The sequence below is a fragment of the Telluribacter roseus genome (genome assembly GCF_017355915.2).
Lineage (GTDB): Bacteria > Bacteroidota > Bacteroidia > Cytophagales > Spirosomataceae > Telluribacter.
This window is the reverse complement of the sequence record NZ_JAFEUV020000001.1, coordinates 159,460-179,759: the sequence shown is the minus strand read 5'-3', so window position 1 is coordinate 179,759 and position 20,300 is coordinate 159,460. Positions and strand designations below refer to the sequence as shown.

Here is a 20,300-nt window from a genome sequence, read left to right as displayed (position 1 = left end):
GTACCTTTAAGCAAAGAGCATGCCAGTTGTTAACATATTCTTAAAATCGTACTAATCCAACAGTACCTTATGCAGTAACTAGCTGTAGCACCTTATAGTCCTTCAGCCAGCCACTATTTCTGTCAATGCCTAAGCGTCGGCTCATCTATTGCACCGCCCTGCGCTACTCTTCTGCCCGCTGAGGCTATACCATTAAAAATACTTCATTATCTTGCGGACCTAGTCAAAAGACCGACGTATGACATTCCGACGTTTCGTAGAACTCTGGACACACCGCTACCATAAGTACTCCCATATATTCAAAGCCCACGCCATGGGCTACCAGGCCTGGCTCTACTTCTCCCGGAAGAAACAGCAACTACCCAAAGGCTCCGAACTGGTGGCCGTAGTACGTACTGAGCATTTTGGAGATATTGTGGCCGCCGAGCCGCTTTCGCGGCATATCCGGGCGCTGCACCCCAAGGCCCACATTGTGTGGTTTGTGAAGCCAGCCTTCCGGGAGCTGGTGGAGACCAATCCAAATGTGGATGAAGCCTACGGAGAGTTGTGTGTGACGGAGCGAAGAGTGCTGCTGGAGACCAATGTCTTTGATAAGGTGTACCCGCTTCAGTTCCGGAATAATAATCATTGCCCCAGGTGTCAGGTGTTTCTGGACAATCCTATTTCGGATGCGGCGGGTATTAACGTTCACACGTACTTTAACTACGGAAATCTGCTCGAAGTATTTGCCCAGACGGGCGGCGCATCCATGCCGGCTGATGATCAGCCCCGCCTGTACTTGCAGGACCGGCACCGGCAGAAGGTCGATGCACTGAACCTGCCTGATTCCTTTATAGTCATTCATTGCCAGTCCAACTACGCACCCAAAGACTGGCCCGCCGAGCGATGGGTGGAGCTGGTCAACTGGCTGCTGGATACCTACCCCTACCAGGTCGTAGAGATAGGCCTGCGCAGCAATCTGGACATACAGCGGGAAGGCTACCATAACCTGTGCGGCAAGTTAACCATCCTGGAGACGAGCGAAGTAATACGCCGCGCTGCCTACTTTATCGGGCTCGACAGCGGTCCTTCGCACCTGGCCAATGCCACAGGTACCTATGGCTTCGTACTGATGGGAGCACTGGGCGACTTCCCGGCTTACAACCCGTACTCGGGCAGCTACGGACGGGGCGAAAACTGTGTCCTGATCCGGGAGGAAGGCAAACCCTGTGCGCAGCTACCCGTCGAGAAGGTAAAGCAGCCCATTGCCGAGGTACTTTCTAAAGAAGTACTCAAAGGCTAGATGGCGTAGTTGCGGGCCCCAAAAATAGCGCTACCCACGCGCACCAGGGTACTCCCCTCCTCTACGGCTATGTGGTAGTCGCTGCTCATGCCCATGGATAGCTCCCGCATGGTTACCCGCTCGCTCTGGTACGTCCTGAACTGTTCAAACAGGCTTTTGAGCCGCCTGAACTCCTTCCGGATCTGGGTATCGTCGTCGGTGTTGGTAGCCATTCCCATCAGTCCTACGATACGGATGTGGGTAAGCTGCTCAAGCTCCGGCGAGCCAAGTATCTCTACGGCCTCCTCTTCTGACAATCCAAATTTGGTCTCCTCCTCGGCGATGTACATCTGCAGCAGACAGTCAATGACCCGGCCTGCCTTAGCCGCCTGTTTGTTGATTTCTTTCAGGAGTTTAAAGCTGTCTACCGAATGAATAAGCGACACAAAGGGCACAATGTACTTGATCTTATTAGACTGCAGGTGCCCGATCATGTGCCACTCGATGTCTTTGGGCAGCGCCTCGTACTTGGCGGCCATTTCCTGTACTTTGTTTTCGCCGTACCGCTTAAAACCCGCCTCATACGCTTCCATCAGTACCTCTACAGGCTTCGTTTTAGTGACTGCTACCAACCGGGCCCTTCCGCCCAGCCCTTCTTCGATATGTGCAATATTCGCTCTGATGCTCATTTTGATACAGTGTTACTGTTATTGCCCGCAGGCACTAAAAATTTATAATAAAATATTACGTTATATTTGTCCGGATAATGGTTTCTACTCAAGTAATAACTATATTAAGTTCACTACCAAAAAACCTCTGATTCCGTATGGATTACAATCAAGAACAGAAGCAAGACCGTAAGAATCTTCTGTGGGCCGCCCTGGCTGTACTGGCTCTTCTTAACTTGGTGCTGCTGTACTTTTTCTACCAGGAAAGACAGGAAAATGTAAACAAAGATACAATCATTGCCGCCAAGACCGAAGAAGTACTCAATACCAAAACCAAGCTGGACTCGATATCAGTACAATTGGACGCCAAAATTGCGGAAATCCAGCAACTCGGAGGCAGTGTGGACTCACTGGTAGCCCTGAAAGAACAACTCGAACGGGATAAACAGAACTTAAGAATTAGTAACGCTTCGTCCATAAAACAGTACGAGGGCAAGATCCGCTCCTACGAAGCCGTACTGGCCCAGAAAGACCAGGATATCCGTAAACTACGGGAGGAACTGGGTATAGTCACCAGCCGCAACGAAGAGCTTAGCCAGAAGGTAACCGGCCTGCAGAGCGAACGTCAGGCCCTTAGCGACTCGGTCACTACCTACTCGAGCCGTAACCGGGAGCTAAGCGAAAAGGTAAGCCTGGCCTCAGCCCTACGGGCGGAAGAGATTTCGGTCAATGCCATTACGACCAAAGGCAAGGAGCGCGAAGGCGGCAGCTTCAGGGCCCGCCGGGTGGACAAGATCAAGGTAAACTTCCGCCTGGGTGAAAACCCCATTGCCCAGCAGAATCAAAAAGAAATATACCTGCGTATCCTGGATCCCAACGGAGCGGTGCTGTCGGATATGGCTACCGGCTCGGGCGCCTTCATGCACAACGGCCGCGAAATCCTATATAGCTCTAAGGGAGCCGTAAACTATACCAACAGCCGCCAGGCCGTTGATATCCTGTACGGTCGGGGTGGTACACCGCTGAAAGAAGGCAAATACACCGTAGAACTATACAGCGAAGGCTTCAAAATTGGTCAGAGCGACTTCACCATCAGGTAATTCGATCAGTTTCAGCTAATAATAGTACGAGCAGGGCTTGGAATTATGCATTCCAAGCCCTATTTTTGCACCCTCATTTTGAGACACAAGTATAATTATTTTACTTTCAAACAATTACCGTATGTCTAAGCAGTATGAAACGGTGTTCATTTTAACTCCCATCTTATCTGAGGCCCAGATGAGGGACGCCGTTGACAAGTTTCGCGATATCCTCACCAACAATGGAGCGAAGCTGGTGCATGAGGAAAACTGGGGATTGCGCAAGCTGGCCTACCCGATCCAAAAGAAAAACACTGGATACTACCAGTTATTTGAGTACACAGCCGAAGGTCCGGTGATTGATACGCTCGAAACTGAGTTCCGCCGTGATGAGCGCGTTATGCGTTTCTTGACCATTGCACTTGATAAGCACGCTATCGCCTATAACGAGAAGAAGCGCAAGGGCCTGGTAGGTAGAAAGAAGGAAGAAGCAACTGAAACAAAAACCGAAAACGAACAAGCCTAAGCTATGACACTCGTGAACGAACCGGTTGAAAAGAACGTCAACCGCAAAAAATATTGCCGCTTTAAGAAGTCCGGCATCAAATACATCGATTACAAAGATCCTAACTTCCTGCTGAAGCTCGTGAACGAGCAAGGTAAGATCCTGCCTCGCCGCCTTACCGGTACTAGCCTTAAGTACCAGCGTAAAGTATCGCAGGCCATTAAGCGGTCACGTCAACTGGCGCTGCTACCGTTCGTAACCGATCAATTGAAATAATAAAGGAAGGAGGTAGTCTAACACATGGAAATCATACTATTGACAGATATAGCCGGAGTAGGATACAAGAACGACATCGTAAGCGTAAAAGCTGGATATGGTCGTAACTATCTGATCCCACAGGGCTACGCTGTGCTGGCCAACGAAACCAATCGCAAGATTGCTAACGAGAACATTCGTCAGGCCTCTCACAAAGCTGAGAAACTTAAGAATGACGCAGCAGCGATTGCTGCCGGCATTGGCAACATGACCATCGATATTCCTGCAGTAGTAGGTGAAAGCGGCCGTATCTTCGGTCGTGTTACCAACACGCAGGTTGCTGATGCTCTGAAAGCTAAAGGTTTCGACATCGACCGCAAGAAAATCACAGTAGACGACGTGAAGAGCGTTGGTACTTATACTGCCGTGATCGACCTGCACAAAGAAGTAAAGCATAACGTTACCATCAACGTAGTACCTGCTGAAGAGTAGTACTTTCTTTGAAGTAACACGTATTAATAGCAACCCCTACCGGGTTGCTATTTTTTATTGGTGAAAAATCGCCATTCAGGAACAACTCCTGAGAAGAAAGCTGTTACTTTGTTACTGGCAGATACATACTGCCCGTATTTCCTCAGTCAAATGTTCGTAAGTACCGATGCATCTGTACATTCATATTCCTTTCTGCCGACAAGCCTGCCACTACTGTGATTTCCATTTCAGTACCAATACCAAACAGAAACGGGAAATCACTGAAGCCATAGCCCGGGAGATTGTTCTGCGGAAAGAGTACCTGCCTACCCCCGAGCTACAAACGATCTACTTTGGTGGTGGCACTCCTTCCCTACTTGATGAAGAAGAGCTCTCCCTCCTGCTGAATACCATCCATACGCACTTCTCGGTACGGTCTACCGCCGAGATTACTCTCGAGGCTAACCCGGACGACCTGACGGCCCCGAAACTGGAACAATTGCAGAAAGCGGGGATCAACCGGCTGAGCATTGGGATACAGTCGTTCGACGAAGCACACCTGAAACACCTGCATCGTATACACACCGCCGTGGAAGCGGGTGACAGTGTAAAGCGGGCGCAGGACCTGGGCATTACCAATATTTCAGTAGACTTGATCTACGCCATACCGGCCCCCGACCATGCTATTCTGAAAACAGATGTAGAAAAGGTACTGGCTCTGGATGTACCTCATATTTCGGCCTATTGCCTTACGGTAGAGCCACAGACGGTATTTGGCAACTGGCTCAAAAAAGGAAAGATCAAGCCCATTGACGAGGAATACGCGGCTCGACAATTTGAATACGTCGTCGAATCGCTGGCGGAAGGAGGCTATGAGCAGTACGAGATCTCCAACTTTGCCCGCAACAGCCACTACAGCCGCCACAACAGCGCCTACTGGCAACGGCGACCTTACCTGGGCGTGGGCCCCAGCGCTCACTCGTACGATGGCGCGAGCCGGCAATACAATATCAATAATAACGCGCAGTACCTTACGGCCCTGCAGAAGGATCAGATACCCGCTACCTACGAGCAGCTCAGCCCGGCCGACCAGGTCAATGAGTACCTGCTCACCGGCCTGCGTACCAAGTGGGGCTGCCGTCTGGACATGCTCAGCGAACTTTCGGAAGGAAGCTTCCTGTCGCGCCAGGGCAAGGAGATATTCCGTCTGATCGAAAGCGGCTGGCTCTACCTCCACGACGAGACCCTCCTGCTGACCGAATCCGGCAAGCTATTCGCGGACCGGGTTACCAGCGAGCTATTCGTGGAGTAGGCGGCGCTGGCACCATTTTGTTGAATCTCTCTGCTGTCCGGGCCGCTGGGCCTGATCAGTACTACCAAACGAGCGATTCAACCCCATGAAAACAGTAATTCTGCTCCTACTAGGCATAAGCCTCACCGCCGGGGCTCAGACCAATCAAAACAACAAGGTACCTGCGCTGGGTATCAATCTGGAAGGGTACTCCTACCCTTACCCCGTACATTTCCACCTTTTGGAGTCGCAGGGACAGCCGCTGCGCATGGCGTATATGCATCAGAAAACGTCCAAAGCGCGTAAGGGAACGGTAGTGCTGATGCACGGCAAGAACTTCAATGGGGCCTACTGGGGCGAAACCATGAAGTACCTGCTGGATAGCGGCTACGACGTATTTGTACCAGATCAGATCGGCTTTGGCAAGTCTACCAAGCCGGATCACTACCACTACACCTTTCAGCAGCTGGCCCTCAACACCAAGAGCATTATTGATTCGCTGGGCATCAGAAAAGTGGTAGTACTTGGACACTCCATGGGCGGTATGCTGGCTACGCGATACGCGCTGATGTTTCCAGAGCAGGTAGAGAAGCTGATTCTGGAAAATCCCATCGGCCTGGAAGACTGGAAACTGAAGGTACCCTATCAGCCCGTGGAGAGCTGGTATAGGAGCGAGCTCAAAAAAACCTACGAAGGCCTCAAAAAGTACATGCTGACCAGCTACTACGATAACAAATGGAGGCCGGAGTACGACCCCTGGCTAAACCTATCGGCCGCGGTACTTGATAGCCCCGACTACCCCCGCTACGCCTGGAACGCCGCCCTCACCTACGATATGATCTTTACACAGCCGGTACGGCACGAATTCAGGTTCCTGAAGGTACCTACCGTACTCATCATAGGGCAGCGGGACAAGACAGCGCTGGGCAAGGATCTGGTCAGTGAAGCCGTAGCCAAAACTATGGGCAACTATGCCACGCTGGACCAGGAGGTAGCTCAGGAGATACCCAACAGCCGCCTCCTCGAGCTGGAAGGAATTGGTCACCTCCCCCACATCGAGAACTTCCCGCTATTCAAAGAGCACCTGAGCAAAGCGCTGGAAAAGTAGTAGTACCTGTAAAAATAGAGAGGCAGCCCGTGTTGTACAGGCTGCCTCTTTTAGCTTAGGATATTGAGTACTGTTACTTTTTCTTCTCCATGAGCGCTTCCACGGCCGTGGCCAGGTACACCATGGGAGCATTCCAGTTGATCGCGATTTCGTTGGAGGCATACGAGCAGTCATCATCCGTGAAGGACTCATCGGCAAAGTTGCTCGTGTACGTTTTGCACTTATCCTGCTGTCCCGGATTAGGACCGCCCGATAGCAGTCCCGGCACGGGCTCCTCGATACCATCGGCCACGGATGGGCGGTGGTGTGGGCGCATGGGCGTCTTATGTCCAAAACCAGTCAGGAACGAGTACCCGGTGGCATTACGGCCCATGATATAATCCAGGTTACCGAGTGCGGCATGGAGGTACTTGCGGTCGCCGCTGAGCTGGTAAGCCTGTATGAGCGTGATACCCTGATTGGCCGCGACAGCGCTACTTCCCCAGATATAGTCCCCCTTGGTCTTGCCCATGACCGTATGATACGGCTGCTTGTCCAGATCCGTAAGCAGATCATCGGCAAATTTCAGGAGTACCTGCTTGGCCTGATTGACGTGCTGCGCTCCACCGGCAGGTAGCTTTTTCTGCGAGCGGGCCAGCGTGTAGTAGGCCAGCGCCCGCACCTGATTCCAGGAAGGCAATTGCAGCGTGGCATCGGGAAACAGGTTGATTCCCTGGAGGTACTTGTCCTGTCCGGTGGTTACGTATAGTTCGGTAGCCGCCCATATCCATTCGTCCTCTCCGTTACGGTCCTGGTAGCTACCTGTGGATACGTCCGGATCAAACTGCTTGTTCATTTCGTTCTGATCGTACAGCACATTCGGGTTTTTCTTCACCCAGTCCCAGCCCTTGAGAGCAGCCGTACGGCAGGAGTCGGCCAGTCCGGGGAGCTCCTTCTTGTAATTGTCCAGAATTCGGGCCGCCTGTGCTGTTACAGCTATGAAATTGAGCGTAGCGATCGTATTCTTCTGAATGACGTACCGGGGCTTCGTAGCTTTATCAGGCATCACCATACCGTCAAAGCTAGGATTGGTGAGCTTGTGGTACACGCCTCCGTCATTGGGGTCCTGCATGGTCAGCATCCAGCGCAGGTTGTACAACGTCTCGTCGAGCAGATCGGGTACCTGGTCACCACTTTCGGGTATGTTCACATCCAGCCCCCGGGTGTACTGCGGAAAATCCTCGTACAGCGAGAGCAAGGTACCCACCGTAATACCTGAGTTAACAATGTACTTGTTGTAGTCACCGGCATCGTACCAGCCCCCGGGCGAAGAGATCATTGAACCAGCCGGACGCTCAGCCGAAGCCGCTGACGGATGGATCAGGACCTGGTCGTCGGGATGCCCGGCTGGCCGGGCCCACTTCCCGGCGTACTTTTCGGGTAGAGGCGTCGAAATGCGCTGGTAGTAGAATCCTTTGAGCGAAGCGGCCGCTACCTCGCGGTGTACGGCGGGCTTGATGGAGAACGAATACGAAGTACCTACGCCTGGGATCTCGACTACATAGTTCCCCCTTTTCGTAAAGCCTGAAAAATCAGCAATCCGACTCTTCTTGCCCGAATGCTGATTGCTACGGGGCGCGCTCAGGGTACCTTTAAATACAACCTTGTTGCTCCCGGCTTCCTTGATCTGGAACGGCCCCTGTGCCTCTTCCCCCACTACTACGGCTACCTTGGGAGCATCGGGATAATATCCAATCTGATTCAGGCGAATCTTCTCGGTAGGTGTTTGTGCTACTGACGAACCGATCGTTCCGGCCAGTAGTACCAGTAAGGATTTAACCTTGTGCATAAAATTAATATAAGTTGCGGCCAATGTTGTCTGGTAAGCGGTCGGCTCCATTAAGCCCGCTTAGGACCTACCGAATCGTATACGATTACTTTCTCCCACAGATGTGAATAGTCATCGACGAATTTCAGGTGAATCGGGTGCTTCTGGTATACTTCCTGCTCTTCCAGGTTGTCGAATAAGCATAGCCATGATATAGAGTACCCGCGCTCGATTACATCCCGGTTGGTAGTAGCCGGCGTACCGATGTGTACCATCCGGATGGTAGGTACCTTAGAAAGCTTCTCCAGTCCTTCCATCAGCTTGGCCTTGTCCGCGGCACTACCCGCATTTTTCAGATAAAAATAAACATGGTGGACAAAAAGTTCTTTTTTGGGAGCAGCCGCTGTGGATGCAGCTACTGCACCGGTAGCAATGGTGGTACCTACACCGGCGAGAGCCGATGCCTTCAGAAACTTGCGACGGGACGTGTTTTTCATTGTTTAATAAGGGATTATGAATTCAGGACAAAAAGCGTAAAAGTTTCTAAAAGTACTTAAATTAGGGATATACAAAAAGCCACGGAACCGGCCCGTGGCTTTTTGTATGGATTTCTGATAAAATAGCACTACTACTTCAGCTTCGCAAATTCGGCTTCCAGAGCCTTCATGTCAGCATCTGAGATATGATCGGAATCTATCACCAACCGGTAGCGAAAAGTAGTTGACTCCCCATTTTTCAGCTTAAAATTCAGTACTTCCTTGCCGTTGGTGAAGGCTTTGGCACCCAACGGATTTACCGCAAACAGGCCGTAGCCGCGCGCGTGCCAGTAAGCAGGGTACCCTACATTTTTGGGATGATCAATGATAGCTACGCTAATTTTCTCTTCGCCTATCTTGCCGCGCAGGTTTACCCAGCTGGCACGCTTGCTCCATACATCTTCGCCTTCTACCCCTTCACTACTTCGGTAATTCCCCGTTATTCCTTCGTTGTTCATGACGGGTACTTTAGTAGCTACTCCACTGGCATCCGTATAGATCTCCGGCTTGTTGGAAGGGTGTTCCAGCTCCCGGGCTACCCGTATGGCAAACATACCGTCTTTTACATCCGGAAACTCCACCTCACCGTTAGCGGCCGTCAGGGTAGTGATGCGGTCTACAACCCGGCGTTCACCCAAAGCACTAAAGAGGTAGGTAGTTTTCTCCTTCAGCATCACGTTCCCGTCCTTATCCAGCCAGTCGGCCGTGACGGCCAGCTCTCCCTTCCGTTTGCCACTCTTTATGGATTGTATACCCGTATGTACAATAGTCCCGTAGGTACTGTTAGGCCGGGGAGGCGTGTTCGAATTATTCCAGAAGTCGTGCTTGTTGACGTCTTCGTAGTTGAGCCAAACGCCCACGTGGTGCGGGTGGTCTACGCGTTCACCCGGACGTGGGTCCAGGGGCCACCCTCTGGTCACGAGTTTGCCGTGGGAGGTACGGATGGGGTACAGCACGGCTTTCTTGAGCTTATCCGGCCCCGGATAGATGTAGGAGGTAAATGGCTTGCCATCTACGATTATATCTACTTTTTTGTCCGCTTCGTAATGAACCAGGTCCACACGCTGAGCACTGGCGGCACTCGTCAGCAGAGCCAGCGAAAAGATAGCCGCAGCTCTGGCGGCAGGTAGTGTCTTGATCTTCACAGCTATTAGTAAATAAGGGTTGAATAATATCTGAGGCAGTGCCCCTATGACATCAAACTTACAAGACAAGGAGTATATTGGAGTCGAAAACGTTTGAAAATTTTGATCTGAAGAAGCAACTCCCCCAGAACCGAAGCTCAGGGGGAGTCACGTATTCAGTAGCGGGTAAAGCAATTACTTTACTTTGGCAAAGTCAGCCGCCAGTGCATCCAGGTCAGCATCAGCCAGGTCCTTGGAGTCAACAACTAAACGGTACCTGAATGTCTTGGATTCTCCTTTCTTTAATTGGAAGTTCTGCGCTTCTTTTCCATTGGTAAACTCTTTGGTACCCATTGGATTTATGGCAAACAGACCATAGCCACGGGCATGCCAGTACGATGGATAGCTAACGTTCTGTGGATGGTCAATGATGGCTACGTTTACTTTTTCGTTGCCAATTTGCCCGGTAAGATTAGTCCATACCGAACGCTTGGCCCATACATCTTCTCCTTTCACTCCTTCCTTGTTTTTATAGCTTCCCGTTACGCCATTGTTGTTAAGAGCGGGTACTTTGGTAGCTATACCACTCGCATCCGTAAACAGCTCAGGCTTGTTGGAAGGATGTTCGAGCTGGCGGGCCAGTCGGATAGCAAATACGCCTTCCTTGGAATCCTTAAAAGTAACATCCCCTTCTGGTGCGGTAAGGGTTGTAATCCGATCAATGATCCGACGGTCCCCCTCTGCCCGGAAAATGTACGTAGTCGTTTCTTTGAGTGTCAACCCTCCGTCCTGATTGATCCAGTCCGCAGTCACGGTCAGTTCACCCTTACTTTTGCCACTTTTCATGGACTTGATACCCGTATGATGGATATCCCCGTACTTATGTTTGGTACGGTCCACAGCATTGGAGCTGTTCCAGAAATCATAGCCGTTCACATCGCCATGGTTGAGCCACACTCCCACGTGGTGCGGGTGATCTACCCGCTCGTCAGGACGCGGGTCCATCGGCCAGCCACGGGTGATGGCCGTTCCTTTCGCCGTTAGTACCGGGTACAGCACAGCTTTACGCAACACCTCCTGACCCGGATAGATGTAGGCCGTAAAAGGCTTGCCGTCTACCGTTACTTCGACTTTCTTATCCGCCTGATTATGGACCAGATCCACACGCTGAGCATTGGCCGCACCTCCCCATAGCCCTATGGCTAAAGTCGCAGCTACACTGGCTTTAGTAACTATTTTTGAATACACGTTAGCAAGAGTTATAGGTTGAAGAGAAGAAAGTATCCGGCAGCCCAGTGGCTGCCGGATACTGGTGCAGCGCTATTAGCTGATGACGATGTCCGTCTTCTTGGTATCCCAGGTGATACGCTTACCCGTATGCATAGCCTGAGTAGCCATGATATTGGCAACGGAGTGGTTGAAGCCGGCACGAGCAGGAGCATTGGGCTCCTTGCGGCTGCGAATACATTCCATCCAGTTGCGCATGTGCAGCGATGTCATCGGATCCGAACCGGTGTTGGCCGAGGTTTCGATCTTCGGCCCCTGCTTAAGCTCCATCTTGGGCAGCAGGTTAGCCTCCATACCCATGGACTTGGCTGGTCCGGCCTGCAAGCCTCCCTCCGGGGTAATCTGGTTGGTATCCAGGTTGATCATACCACCATTCGAGTAGTAGTACTCCTTCACATCACCGGCGGCCTGGTGCATACGCGATGAGTAGATCACCTGGAAGCCTTTTTCTTTATTATCGAACGGACCGTAGTCAAATACTGCCGTGAAGGTATCGGCGTTGGTACGGCCATCCTTCCATACGTACACACCACCGTTGGCTACTACGCTACGTGGTGCTTCCAGCCCTGAGAACCAATGTACCGTATCGATCTGGTGTGACATCCACTGACCGGGAATACCCGATGAGTAGGGATAGAACAAGCGGTACTCCAGGTAGTAGCGCGGATTCCAGGCTACCTTAGGACGGTTGAGCAGGAAGCGATCCCAGTCTACGTCTTCTTTTTTAATAGAATTAACGAGATCAGGACGGCGCCAGCGGCCGGGCTGGTTGACGTTCCAGGTCATTTCTACCATGGAGATATCACCAAACTTACCTGAGCGGATAAACTCATTAGCTGCATGGTAATTAGGAGCTGAGCGGCGCTGCGAACCTACCTGTACGATCTGGCGGGAGGCTTCGACGGTTTTAAGAGCCAGTTTGGCATCTTCCAGCGACTCGGCAAATGGCTTCTCCACATATACATCACGTCCTGACTTCACGGCATCCACGCAATGCAGTGCGTGCTGGAAATCAGCCGTACTGATGATTACGGCGTCAACATCCTTACGAGCCAGTAGTTCGTCATTGTTTCGCGCCTTGAAGAAGTCTTTAGTAGCCGAAGGCTTATCCTTAAAGAACTTCTCGGCCTCGTCGCGGCGACGGTTCCAGATATCGGATACGCCCATAAACTCGAAGTTCATCTCCTTGGCGTGCTCAGCGAAGCTGGGGGCCAGGGAGCTACGGAAACGGTCAGAGAAACCGATGATACCTACCCGTACCCGGTCATTGGCGCCCAGAATACGACGGTAGCTGGCTGCGCTGACAGCGTTGGCACTCACGGCTATACCTGCGGAGGCCAGAGCGGTTTTCTTTATAAAATCTCTTCTACTGGTCATGGATTGTTTAGCTTTATGTTTTTGTGAGAATCAGAAACGTGTATTAAATCTTGGGATTCATCCGCTTCACTTTCAGGTTACGGAACGACACATGGTCGCCGTGGTCCTGTAGGAGAAGATTTCCCTGCTCGGCCAACCCAAAGCCCTGGAAGTCTTTGTACTTGGAGCGAGCTACCAGCGCTCTGTAAATGGCCGAACCACGCTTGTACTCAAGTACCTTCTGACCATTCAGAAAATGCTCTACGGTACCATCTGCCTGCACTACAATGCGGCCGTTGTTCCACTCACCAATCTTATTAATGGAATTACGGGGCTTTTCGGAAGGAATCAGGTCATACAGGGAAGCCAGGGTACGGTTACCTACCACGCCCATTTTGGCATCGGGGTGGCGCTCATCGTCCAGTACCTGGTACTCCAGTCCGAGGCCTGACTTGCCTTTAGAGTTGAGCTCTTCGTTGACGAAGTACTTCACACCGCTGTTGGCTCCTTCGGTCAGTTTAAAATCAAATTGAAACTCAAATGCAGGGCCAAATTTTTCGCGGGTTACGATGTCGTTGCCGGTTTCAGAGCCATCCGACTTGGATACTGTGATAGTACCATCGTTGTAGCTCCAGCGCTTAGGCGGAAACTCTGTGCTGTTGTAGCCACGCCAGTGAGCGGCCGACTTACCATCATACAGCAACTCCCAGCCCTGGGCCTTCTCGGCATCCGAGAGGGTATTGAGCAGGTTGTTTACTACCCGGATGTTGGCCGGGGGCGATGGTTGCAGGTCAGTCGTCTTGATGCGAACGTTCTTCCAGCGTACTTGGGTACCTTCTTTTTTGGCGTCGTTGCCGATACCATGTACCTGCAGGCATATAAAACCTTCGGGAGTCATGTCGTCAATGACGTGCGCAACGGGTACTCCATTGAGGAAAGTACGGATAGAGGGCCCCATGGCTTCGATCCGGTACTTGTTCCACTCACCCTTCTTGAAAGCTTTCTTGGCATCCGGGTTCAGATCCACCGGATACAGCCAGCCTCGACGCGCTTCGTCGTAGATACCGGCCGACCAGCCCCGATCGCTCGGGTCGATCTCCACCTGATAACCGTGTACACGACCATCCATATACTCAGGCTTGGATAAGCTACGGATCTGGATACCAGAGTTGAGCTGGTTATCTACCATGACATCCATTTCTAGAATAAAGTCTCCGTAGTTCTTTTCGGTAGTCAGGAAGGAGTTAGGCGTGTTGACGGTAGACGTCCCTACGATCACACCATCCTTTACTTCGTACTTAGCCTTTCCGTTGAGCTGTTTCCAGCCGGTAAGGTCTTTACCATTGAATAGCATCTGCCAGCCATCTTTGGATTTTTGGGCTACGGCTCCGTTCAGAGAAGCGGCCAGCAAAAAGAGGGCGACGCCATACTTAATTCTCTTCATGTACATATTTGATTAGTAGATTATTAGTATTTCTCGAGGAAAGAGTATCATTTCTTTCGAATACTACTAACGATAATTTAGCTATGTTACCCTTACAAGACTAAGCAGTTAATCAGCTTAAAGGGTGACGTAAGGTTTCGGTAATGAATTTCTTATTGATTTCAGCACATACCAGCGGGCTCTTTTCGGGATCGGGCACCCCGTCCAGCTCCACTACCGCCCAGCCATCAAACTTGATCTTGTTCAACGCCTTGAATACAGCCGGTACGTCCACCCGTCCCTGACCCAGCTCTACAAACTTGTAGCCGTTCTTGGTATCGGCTGGTTTGGTATCTTTCAGGTGAAGCGCGTGGATCATATTCTTATACTGGAGTACGGCCTTCTCGGGCTCTCCTCCCCCCTGCTTGTAGTGGGCGATATCCAGCAGCAGTTTGACGTACCGTGGATCCATGGCCTGTACGATCACATCTACCTCTTCGGGTGTTTCGCCCAGCTGGTGCATGTGGTTGTGGTATACCGCCTGAACCCCCATGTCGGCGGTTTGCTTTCCGATCTCGTTCATTACAGCCGCCAGCCTTTTGAGCTCATCCACCGAGGGGGCACGATCCTTGGGACGTACGTTATTGGTGAGCTGTAGTGAGCTACCTCCCAGGGCCTTTACAAAGCTCGCATGAGCTACGTGCGTGTCAATGGTACTGGCTTCTTTGGCCGGATCTATTTCCACGTTGCCGCTCGAGAACATACATAATTCAAGTCCGTTTTCGGTAAGCATCCGCCGCAGATCCGACACCTTATTACGGTAGGGGCCAAATGTATTGGCTCTGAGCTGCACGCCCTTGTACCCCAGCGAAGCCAGATCTTTGATAGCCTGCTCGTCCTTGCCTCCCCAGGTAATGGAGGAGTAGCCAATCTTGATGCCACTTTTTTTGACAAGCTCATCGGCCCAGACAGGTGAGGTGACCAACGCAGAGGCGGCCAGGGCGGCAGTACGCAGAAACGAGCGACGGTCTAGTTCGTAGTTGTTCTTATCACTAATGTAGTTCATAACGGTGTTAGCGGTAATGGTTATCTATTCAGAAAAGCCCCAAACCAGGGGCATATACTACCTTTCTAAAGAGAAAAGCCCCCCAGTGGGAGACTTTCTTCTGAGGATTCAATCGTTCGGCAATCCGTCGGGAAGACGAATCGTACTTTGATGAATAGCTACCTGGCAGACGGCTGTGCGGCAACCGCTACCAGATAACTTCTCATCACGCTACCTCACACAGGCAGTATTTTTAGAATCCCGGGTTTTGAGGGAATGCAGAAGGGCCTCCTTCTACCCGGTCGATCTGGTTCTGAGGAATAGGACGCAACACGTGGAAGTCCTTAATATTAGGAGCTGCCTGATTGTTATGCAGCTTCACACGCTCTACCAGTACACCCCAACGCTTCAGGTCAAACCAGCGCATCTGCTCGCCCAGCAGCTCACGCTCGCGCTCTTCCATGATGAAGTCCATGGTGAGCTGAGCCGGAGTGATTTCCATTTCTTTCTGCTTACCAGGCCAGGCCGCCCGCCGACGTACCATGTTAATATTCTGAGTAGCTTCGTCTACTTTACCCTGCTTAAACTGCGCTTCGGCCAGCATCAGATACGTATCAGCCAGACGGAAGGCGATATAGTCGCGTACCCCCTGCTCAGCGGTAAGGTCAGCCCGATTACCGTCAATGTTCTTACGCAGAGCCGGGAAACGACGCTCATCGTACATGCTGGGGGTCAGTACCTGGTATTTACGCTTGGCTCTCTCGGCCTCGGGCATTTCGAAGCCCGGATCATAGATAGCCGTATCACCCGCAGCCACGGTTATCTTGGCCTTTGACTTATCGTAGTTTGTGTTATAAGTACCTGGGTTGTTACTGTAGTACACATCCTTGAAGGTCTTGTAGTAGCGGCTGTCATTCTCACGGTTTACAAAGACCTGGTTCAGCGTGTACTTGGTAGGCATATACCGCTTGAACGGACGTCCGTTGGTAACGTCACGACGCATACCAGGCATTACATCATACTCCATCAGGAAGTACAGGTGGGAGTTATTTCCTCCTCCGTTTGACAACGGGTTGGTAGTATACTGCACTCCGAATACTACTTCGTTATTCATCTCATTACCCTGGCGGTGTACATCACCAAAGTCAGCCAGCAGTGCGGCACCCGGTGTAGCAATTACCTGCTTCAGCAGGGCTTCGGCTTTGGCATAGTCGTCGGCAGCCTTGGCTTCGGAGGTAGCCTTGGTCAGGTATACTTTACCCAGGAGATGCTGAGCAGCCGCTTTGGTGAATCGTCCATAATTAGGATGGCGGTAGCGCGCGTCCAGATCAGGAATAGCTTCTTCCAGGTCCTTGATGATAGCCGTATACATTTGCGGAACCGTAGCCCGGGCCGCTACTTTGGTGGGGGTGAGTGTTTCGGTAAGACGCAGATCAACTCCACCAAAAAGTTGCGTCAGGATAAAGTAATGGTGAGCCCGGATGGCTTTTACTTCGGCAACACGTTCTTTTCGAACTGCATCAGTAATACCTGTTACGTTTGGTGCCCGCTCTATTACAGCGTTAGCGCCGTTAATTGTAGCGTAAAACAGATCCCATACTTCCCGAACGTGAGCCGAACGGGCATCAAAGGCTCCATCGTAGGTATTGATAAATTTATGACTTCCATCAGCGCCATTCTGGTAGGTATCTGTACCGAATACGGTAAAATTATTCCCCCGCTCAGTACCATACCAATCCCGTAATCCTGTATAAACAGAATTGACGCCATCATTAAAGCCCTGTGCAGTATTGAGGTAATCGTTGCTAATACCGGATACAACATCCTCATCAAGTACACTTATTCCACACGACTGGCCCATAAACAGGACAGCCACCATGGCCCCTGTTTTTAGCACTTTCGATGAATTTATATAATTCTTCATATGATTAAACCTTATCATGTTCGATACTTTGATTTATTGCTTAAAAGCGAGCATTTAAGCCAAAAGTGTAAATGGTTGTAGCTGGCGCCAGATCCGCACTAATTCCACGGTTCTGATTGCTGGGCCCATTGTCCAGTTCAACTTCGGGATCTATGCCCTTGTACTTGGTCCGGTATTCCGAGAATATGAACGGCTGCTGGATGCTGGTGTATAAACGCAGGCTTGACATCCCCAATTTAGAAGCCCAGTTTGCCGGAACATTATAACCCAGATTAATATTGCGCACCTTCAGGAACGACCCGTCGAAATATAGAAGTGATGTGTTATAACGGGGGAACTCCTGGTTTACGTTTGGACGGGGGAATTCGTTTGTAGGATTATCAGGCGTCCAGTAATCAACATCCAGGTTGTTATAGCGTCCGGCCAGCTGGTTTCTGTCATTATGGAAAGTACTCACGATAAACTGTCCGGCCCGGGCGTACAGGAAGAAAGAAAAATCAAAACCTTTGTATTCAAAACGGTTGGTAAGACCAGCTACGAAATCAGGTACAGCAGACCCCAGTATCTGACGATCCAATGCGTTGATGATTCCGTCATTGTTCAGGTCCTGGATCTTGATCTCACCTACTTTGCTCTGATAGCGGGCTGCTTCATCGGCTTCGTTGCTTTGCCAGATACCAATTTTCTTGTAATCAAAGATGACCGATAGAGGCTGACCTATAAAACGTCCGGCGGCCACGTCGTCAACTTTACCGTTTGCCAGTTCAACGATCTCTTCACGGTTGCGGGTGAACATCAGGTCAGTATTCCAGCGGAAACTACCTCTGTCAATATTTACGGTAGAAAGCGAGAGCTCTATACCCCGGTTCCGGGTTTTTCCGATGTTGGTTGTAAACCCACCAAAACCTGTTGAGTTAGGTAGGGGCTGAGGAGCCAGCAGATCAGTAGTCGTAGTCACGTAGTACTCGAGAGCACCCGAAATACGGCCGTTGAACATGCTAAAGTCAAGACCGGCATTGGCAGTAGCCGACGATTCCCAGCGTAGATCGGGGTTTCCGATCGAGCCCGGACGATAACCAAAAGCAGCTGTATTGTCCCAGGCGTAAGCAGTACGCGATAGTAAAGGTTGAGTTTGATAAGGATCAATGGCCTGGTTACCCGTAGAACCGTAGCTCAAGCGCAACTTGGACATATCCAGCCACCTTACATTCTGAAGGAAAGGTTCGCTGGATATATTCCAGCCCAGGGCCAGCGAAGGGAAGTAACCAAACTTGTTGTTAGCTCCAAACCGTGAAGAACCATCAGCCCGAATAGTAGCAGTAACCAGATACTTTTCTTTGTAGTCATAGTTAACACGAGCCATGTATGATAACAGAGCCCACTCCCGCAGGTTAGTTCCAACACTATTGATCAAGCTGGCAGCTCCCAAGTTATAGAATTTTTGGGTTGGGGCAGGAATTCCCGTTACGTCTATTCCCGAGGCTTCAAAATTATCCTTCTGGTAGGATTGTAGAAGTGTAACGTTCAGGTTATGAATCTGATTGAACTGCTTAGCATAAGTAAGGATATTTTCAATTGTATAGTTGAAGGTAAACTCATTGAAAATACTACCCGAAGCAGGTGCACCACGACGTGCATTGGTCATACTGCCAAAGAAGCGACCATATCGGTTTGAGTTAATGTCCGGGCCGAAGTTGAAGCGGTACTTCAGACCATCAAGGATACTCCACTCTCCATAGATGCTGTTAAAGATCCGGTAATTTTTACGTTCGTCAACGATCGCACCTGGTACAATTTCCGCATAAGGATTGGTACGTAGTCCATCCTGCGTGGGCAGGAATATCATATTCCCATTATCATCGAAGGGCTTACCCAGTGGGTTTTCCTGTAGGGCACCGCCTATGGGGTTAAAGTTCTCTCCGTTACGTATTCCATACACAGCAAACGTGGAGGTACCAACCCGTATCTTATCGTTGATTTTGTGGTCCAGATTTACCCGGAAGGTGTAACGGGTAAAGTCCTGATTTTTGACGACTCCTTTATCCTGGAAAAAGTTACCTGAAATATTAAACTGGGTTTTTTCGGTTCCCCCCGATACACCCACTTGATAACTCTTAATAGAGCCGGTGCGAAGTAAAGCAGCCGGATAATCGGTAGTACGCCCTAATTTAATGGATTCTAACTCAACTGGTTCAAAAAGAGCTTCATCTGTGGTATAATTACCAACAGCACGACGTGATTCCCTTTTAAATTCTGCAAATTCGGGACCATTCATTACATCGATTCTACCCAGTTCCTTATTAAGGCCGCTATAGGCATCCAAACTTACAGTCGTTTTACCCGGTGTACCCCGCTTCGTAGTAATAATAACTACCCCGTTGGCACCTCTTGAACCATAAATAGCGGTAGAAGAAGCATCTTTTAGTACCTCCATGGAGGCAATATCATTGGGGTTGATGTCATCGATTCCTCCGGACAGTGGAATACCATCCACTACAAACAGCGGATCATTGGAAGCGTTGAATGAACGACGCCCCCGGATACGAATTTGAGGAGCCGAGCCTGGCTTACTACCTGCCTGGTTAACATCTACCCCCGCAGCCCGGCCCTGCAAGGCCTGACGGGCATTAGTCACGGGAAGTTCACCAATTTCACGGGACGAAACCGAAGAAATAGCTCCTGTTAACTGACTCTTTTTCTGAGTACCATACCCAACTACAACTACCTCATTCAGGGTCTTCTGGTCGGTGGTCATGCTGATGTTAACGGCACTGCGGGCCCCAACAGTTACCTCCTGGGTAGTAAAACCAACGGCTGAGAATACCAGTACAGCATTATCGTTGGGTACAGTGATCCGGTAAGTACCATCGGCATCGGTAGTGGTACCTACAGTTGAATTCTTAACTACTACAGTTACACCAGGGACCGGGCTGTTATCTTCAGTAGATACCACCTTACCGGTGACTGTTTTGTCAATGGCTATGCCAACGCTAACTCCCTTATTCAGAGAGTTGAAAGATCCGGCTTTGACAGTGGTGCAGGTACCTATCAGAGTAGCTACCGCACAGCTGTACAAAATGTGTTCGATGCGTGTAAAGCGTCTCTTCATAGCGCTTTGAGATTTGAGTTGAACATAGGTTGATTGGAAATTATTATTATG

17 protein-coding genes are annotated in these 20,300 nt (G+C 50.6%); 7 read left to right on the top strand and 10 right to left on the bottom strand.

What is annotated here, in order from left to right; all coding sequences use genetic code 11:
• Positions 1-238: 238 nt before the first annotated feature.
• Positions 239-1,282, top strand: coding sequence for a glycosyltransferase family 9 protein (locus tag JTN23_RS00770; protein WP_247231549.1), 1,044 nt, complete (start codon positions 239-241; stop codon positions 1,280-1,282).
• Here JTN23_RS00770 and JTN23_RS00765 read toward each other — a convergent pair.
• Positions 1,279-1,950, bottom strand: coding sequence for a YggS family pyridoxal phosphate-dependent enzyme (locus JTN23_RS00765; RefSeq protein ID WP_247231547.1), 672 nt, complete (start codon positions 1,948-1,950; stop codon positions 1,279-1,281). The two genes, JTN23_RS00770 and JTN23_RS00765, sit on opposite strands and share 4 nt — an antisense overlap.
• 137 nt (positions 1,951-2,087) lie before the next feature.
• On the opposite strand from JTN23_RS00765, the gene JTN23_RS00760 reads away from it, so the two are divergent.
• The 6 genes from JTN23_RS00760 to JTN23_RS00735 all read left to right on the top strand — a co-directional run bounded on the left by JTN23_RS00760 (position 2,088) and on the right by JTN23_RS00735 (position 6,638).
• A complete protein-coding gene (locus tag JTN23_RS00760; protein WP_247231545.1) occupies positions 2,088-3,029 on the top strand; it encodes a DUF8428 domain-containing protein in 942 nt (313 codons plus the stop codon).
• 121 nt (positions 3,030-3,150) lie between these two features.
• A complete protein-coding gene (gene rpsF / locus JTN23_RS00755; RefSeq protein WP_247231543.1) occupies positions 3,151-3,534 on the top strand; it encodes a 30S ribosomal protein S6 in 384 nt (127 codons plus the stop codon).
• A 3-nt stretch (positions 3,535-3,537) separates the two neighbouring features.
• Positions 3,538-3,789 carry a 30S ribosomal protein S18 gene (gene rpsR / locus JTN23_RS00750; protein WP_207505344.1) on the top strand — a complete coding sequence of 84 codons (252 nt, stop codon included), beginning with the start codon at positions 3,538-3,540 and terminating at the stop codon, positions 3,787-3,789.
• Positions 3,790-3,813: 24 nt separating this feature from the next.
• Positions 3,814-4,260 carry a 50S ribosomal protein L9 gene (gene rplI / locus JTN23_RS00745; RefSeq protein WP_247231541.1) on the top strand — a complete coding sequence of 149 codons (447 nt, stop codon included), beginning with the start codon at positions 3,814-3,816 and terminating at the stop codon, positions 4,258-4,260.
• Between the two features lie 166 nt (positions 4,261-4,426).
• Positions 4,427-5,551, top strand: coding sequence for a radical SAM family heme chaperone HemW (hemW, locus tag JTN23_RS00740; RefSeq protein ID WP_247231539.1), 1,125 nt, complete (start codon positions 4,427-4,429; stop codon positions 5,549-5,551).
• Positions 5,552-5,636: 85 nt separating this feature from the next.
• Entirely contained in the window at positions 5,637-6,638 is a 1,002-nt protein-coding gene (locus JTN23_RS00735) for an alpha/beta fold hydrolase (RefSeq protein ID WP_247231537.1), read from the top strand.
• Between the two features lie 73 nt (positions 6,639-6,711).
• On the opposite strand, the gene JTN23_RS00730 is transcribed toward JTN23_RS00735, so the two are convergent.
• The 9 genes from JTN23_RS00730 to JTN23_RS00690 all read right to left on the bottom strand — a co-directional run bounded on the left by JTN23_RS00730 (position 6,712) and on the right by JTN23_RS00690 (position 20,249).
• The gene (locus JTN23_RS00730) at positions 6,712-8,466 is read right to left on the bottom strand and encodes a glycoside hydrolase family 9 protein (RefSeq protein WP_247231535.1); all 1,755 of its coding nucleotides are present in this window, start codon (positions 8,464-8,466) and stop codon (positions 6,712-6,714) included.
• Between the two features lie 50 nt (positions 8,467-8,516).
• Complete coding sequence (locus JTN23_RS00725; protein ID WP_247231533.1) at positions 8,517-8,942, bottom strand: Dabb family protein; 426 nt, start codon at positions 8,940-8,942, stop codon at positions 8,517-8,519.
• 131 nt (positions 8,943-9,073) lie between these two features.
• Complete coding sequence (locus JTN23_RS00720) at positions 9,074-10,120, bottom strand: DUF6807 domain-containing protein (protein WP_247232328.1); 1,047 nt, start codon at positions 10,118-10,120, stop codon at positions 9,074-9,076.
• 180 nt (positions 10,121-10,300) lie between these two features.
• The gene (locus JTN23_RS00715) at positions 10,301-11,305 is read right to left on the bottom strand and encodes a DUF6807 domain-containing protein (protein WP_247232327.1); all 1,005 of its coding nucleotides are present in this window, start codon (positions 11,303-11,305) and stop codon (positions 10,301-10,303) included.
• A 123-nt stretch (positions 11,306-11,428) separates the two neighbouring features.
• Positions 11,429-12,769 carry a Gfo/Idh/MocA family protein gene (locus JTN23_RS00710; protein ID WP_247231531.1) on the bottom strand — a complete coding sequence of 447 codons (1,341 nt, stop codon included), beginning with the start codon at positions 12,767-12,769 and terminating at the stop codon, positions 11,429-11,431.
• A 43-nt stretch (positions 12,770-12,812) separates the two neighbouring features.
• Positions 12,813-14,192, bottom strand: coding sequence for a 3-keto-disaccharide hydrolase (locus JTN23_RS00705; protein WP_247231529.1), 1,380 nt, complete (start codon positions 14,190-14,192; stop codon positions 12,813-12,815).
• Positions 14,193-14,304: 112 nt separating this feature from the next.
• Positions 14,305-15,237, bottom strand: coding sequence for a sugar phosphate isomerase/epimerase family protein (locus JTN23_RS00700; protein ID WP_247231527.1), 933 nt, complete (start codon positions 15,235-15,237; stop codon positions 14,305-14,307).
• A gap of 232 nt (positions 15,238-15,469) precedes the next feature.
• Positions 15,470-17,140: a RagB/SusD family nutrient uptake outer membrane protein gene (locus tag JTN23_RS00695; RefSeq protein ID WP_247231525.1), complete on the bottom strand. Its 1,671-nt coding sequence runs from the start codon at positions 17,138-17,140 to the stop codon at positions 15,470-15,472.
• A 40-nt stretch (positions 17,141-17,180) separates the two neighbouring features.
• Entirely contained in the window at positions 17,181-20,249 is a 3,069-nt protein-coding gene (locus tag JTN23_RS00690) for a SusC/RagA family TonB-linked outer membrane protein (protein WP_247231523.1), read from the bottom strand.
• Between the last annotated feature and the right edge of the window lie 51 nt (positions 20,250-20,300).

Coding starts and splice junctions, on each gene's coding strand:
- JTN23_RS00770 (WP_247231549.1), top strand. CDS start 239: ATGACATTCCGACGTTTCGTAGAACTCTGGACACACCGCTACCATAAG.
- JTN23_RS00765 (WP_247231547.1), bottom strand. CDS start 1,950: ATGAGCATCAGAGCGAATATTGCACATATCGAAGAAGGGCTGGGCGGA.
- JTN23_RS00760 (WP_247231545.1), top strand. CDS start 2,088: ATGGATTACAATCAAGAACAGAAGCAAGACCGTAAGAATCTTCTGTGG.
- rpsF (WP_247231543.1), top strand. CDS start 3,151: ATGTCTAAGCAGTATGAAACGGTGTTCATTTTAACTCCCATCTTATCT.
- rpsR (WP_207505344.1), top strand. CDS start 3,538: ATGACACTCGTGAACGAACCGGTTGAAAAGAACGTCAACCGCAAAAAA.
- rplI (WP_247231541.1), top strand. CDS start 3,814: ATGGAAATCATACTATTGACAGATATAGCCGGAGTAGGATACAAGAAC.
- hemW (WP_247231539.1), top strand. CDS start 4,427: ATGCATCTGTACATTCATATTCCTTTCTGCCGACAAGCCTGCCACTAC.
- JTN23_RS00735 (WP_247231537.1), top strand. CDS start 5,637: ATGAAAACAGTAATTCTGCTCCTACTAGGCATAAGCCTCACCGCCGGG.
- JTN23_RS00730 (WP_247231535.1), bottom strand. CDS start 8,466: ATGCACAAGGTTAAATCCTTACTGGTACTACTGGCCGGAACGATCGGT.
- JTN23_RS00725 (WP_247231533.1), bottom strand. CDS start 8,942: ATGAAAAACACGTCCCGTCGCAAGTTTCTGAAGGCATCGGCTCTCGCC.
- JTN23_RS00710 (WP_247231531.1), bottom strand. CDS start 12,769: ATGACCAGTAGAAGAGATTTTATAAAGAAAACCGCTCTGGCCTCCGCA.
- JTN23_RS00705 (WP_247231529.1), bottom strand. CDS start 14,192: ATGAAGAGAATTAAGTATGGCGTCGCCCTCTTTTTGCTGGCCGCTTCT.
- JTN23_RS00700 (WP_247231527.1), bottom strand. CDS start 15,237: ATGAACTACATTAGTGATAAGAACAACTACGAACTAGACCGTCGCTCG.
- JTN23_RS00695 (WP_247231525.1), bottom strand. CDS start 17,140: ATGAAGAATTATATAAATTCATCGAAAGTGCTAAAAACAGGGGCCATG.
- JTN23_RS00690 (WP_247231523.1), bottom strand. CDS start 20,249: ATGAAGAGACGCTTTACACGCATCGAACACATTTTGTACAGCTGTGCG.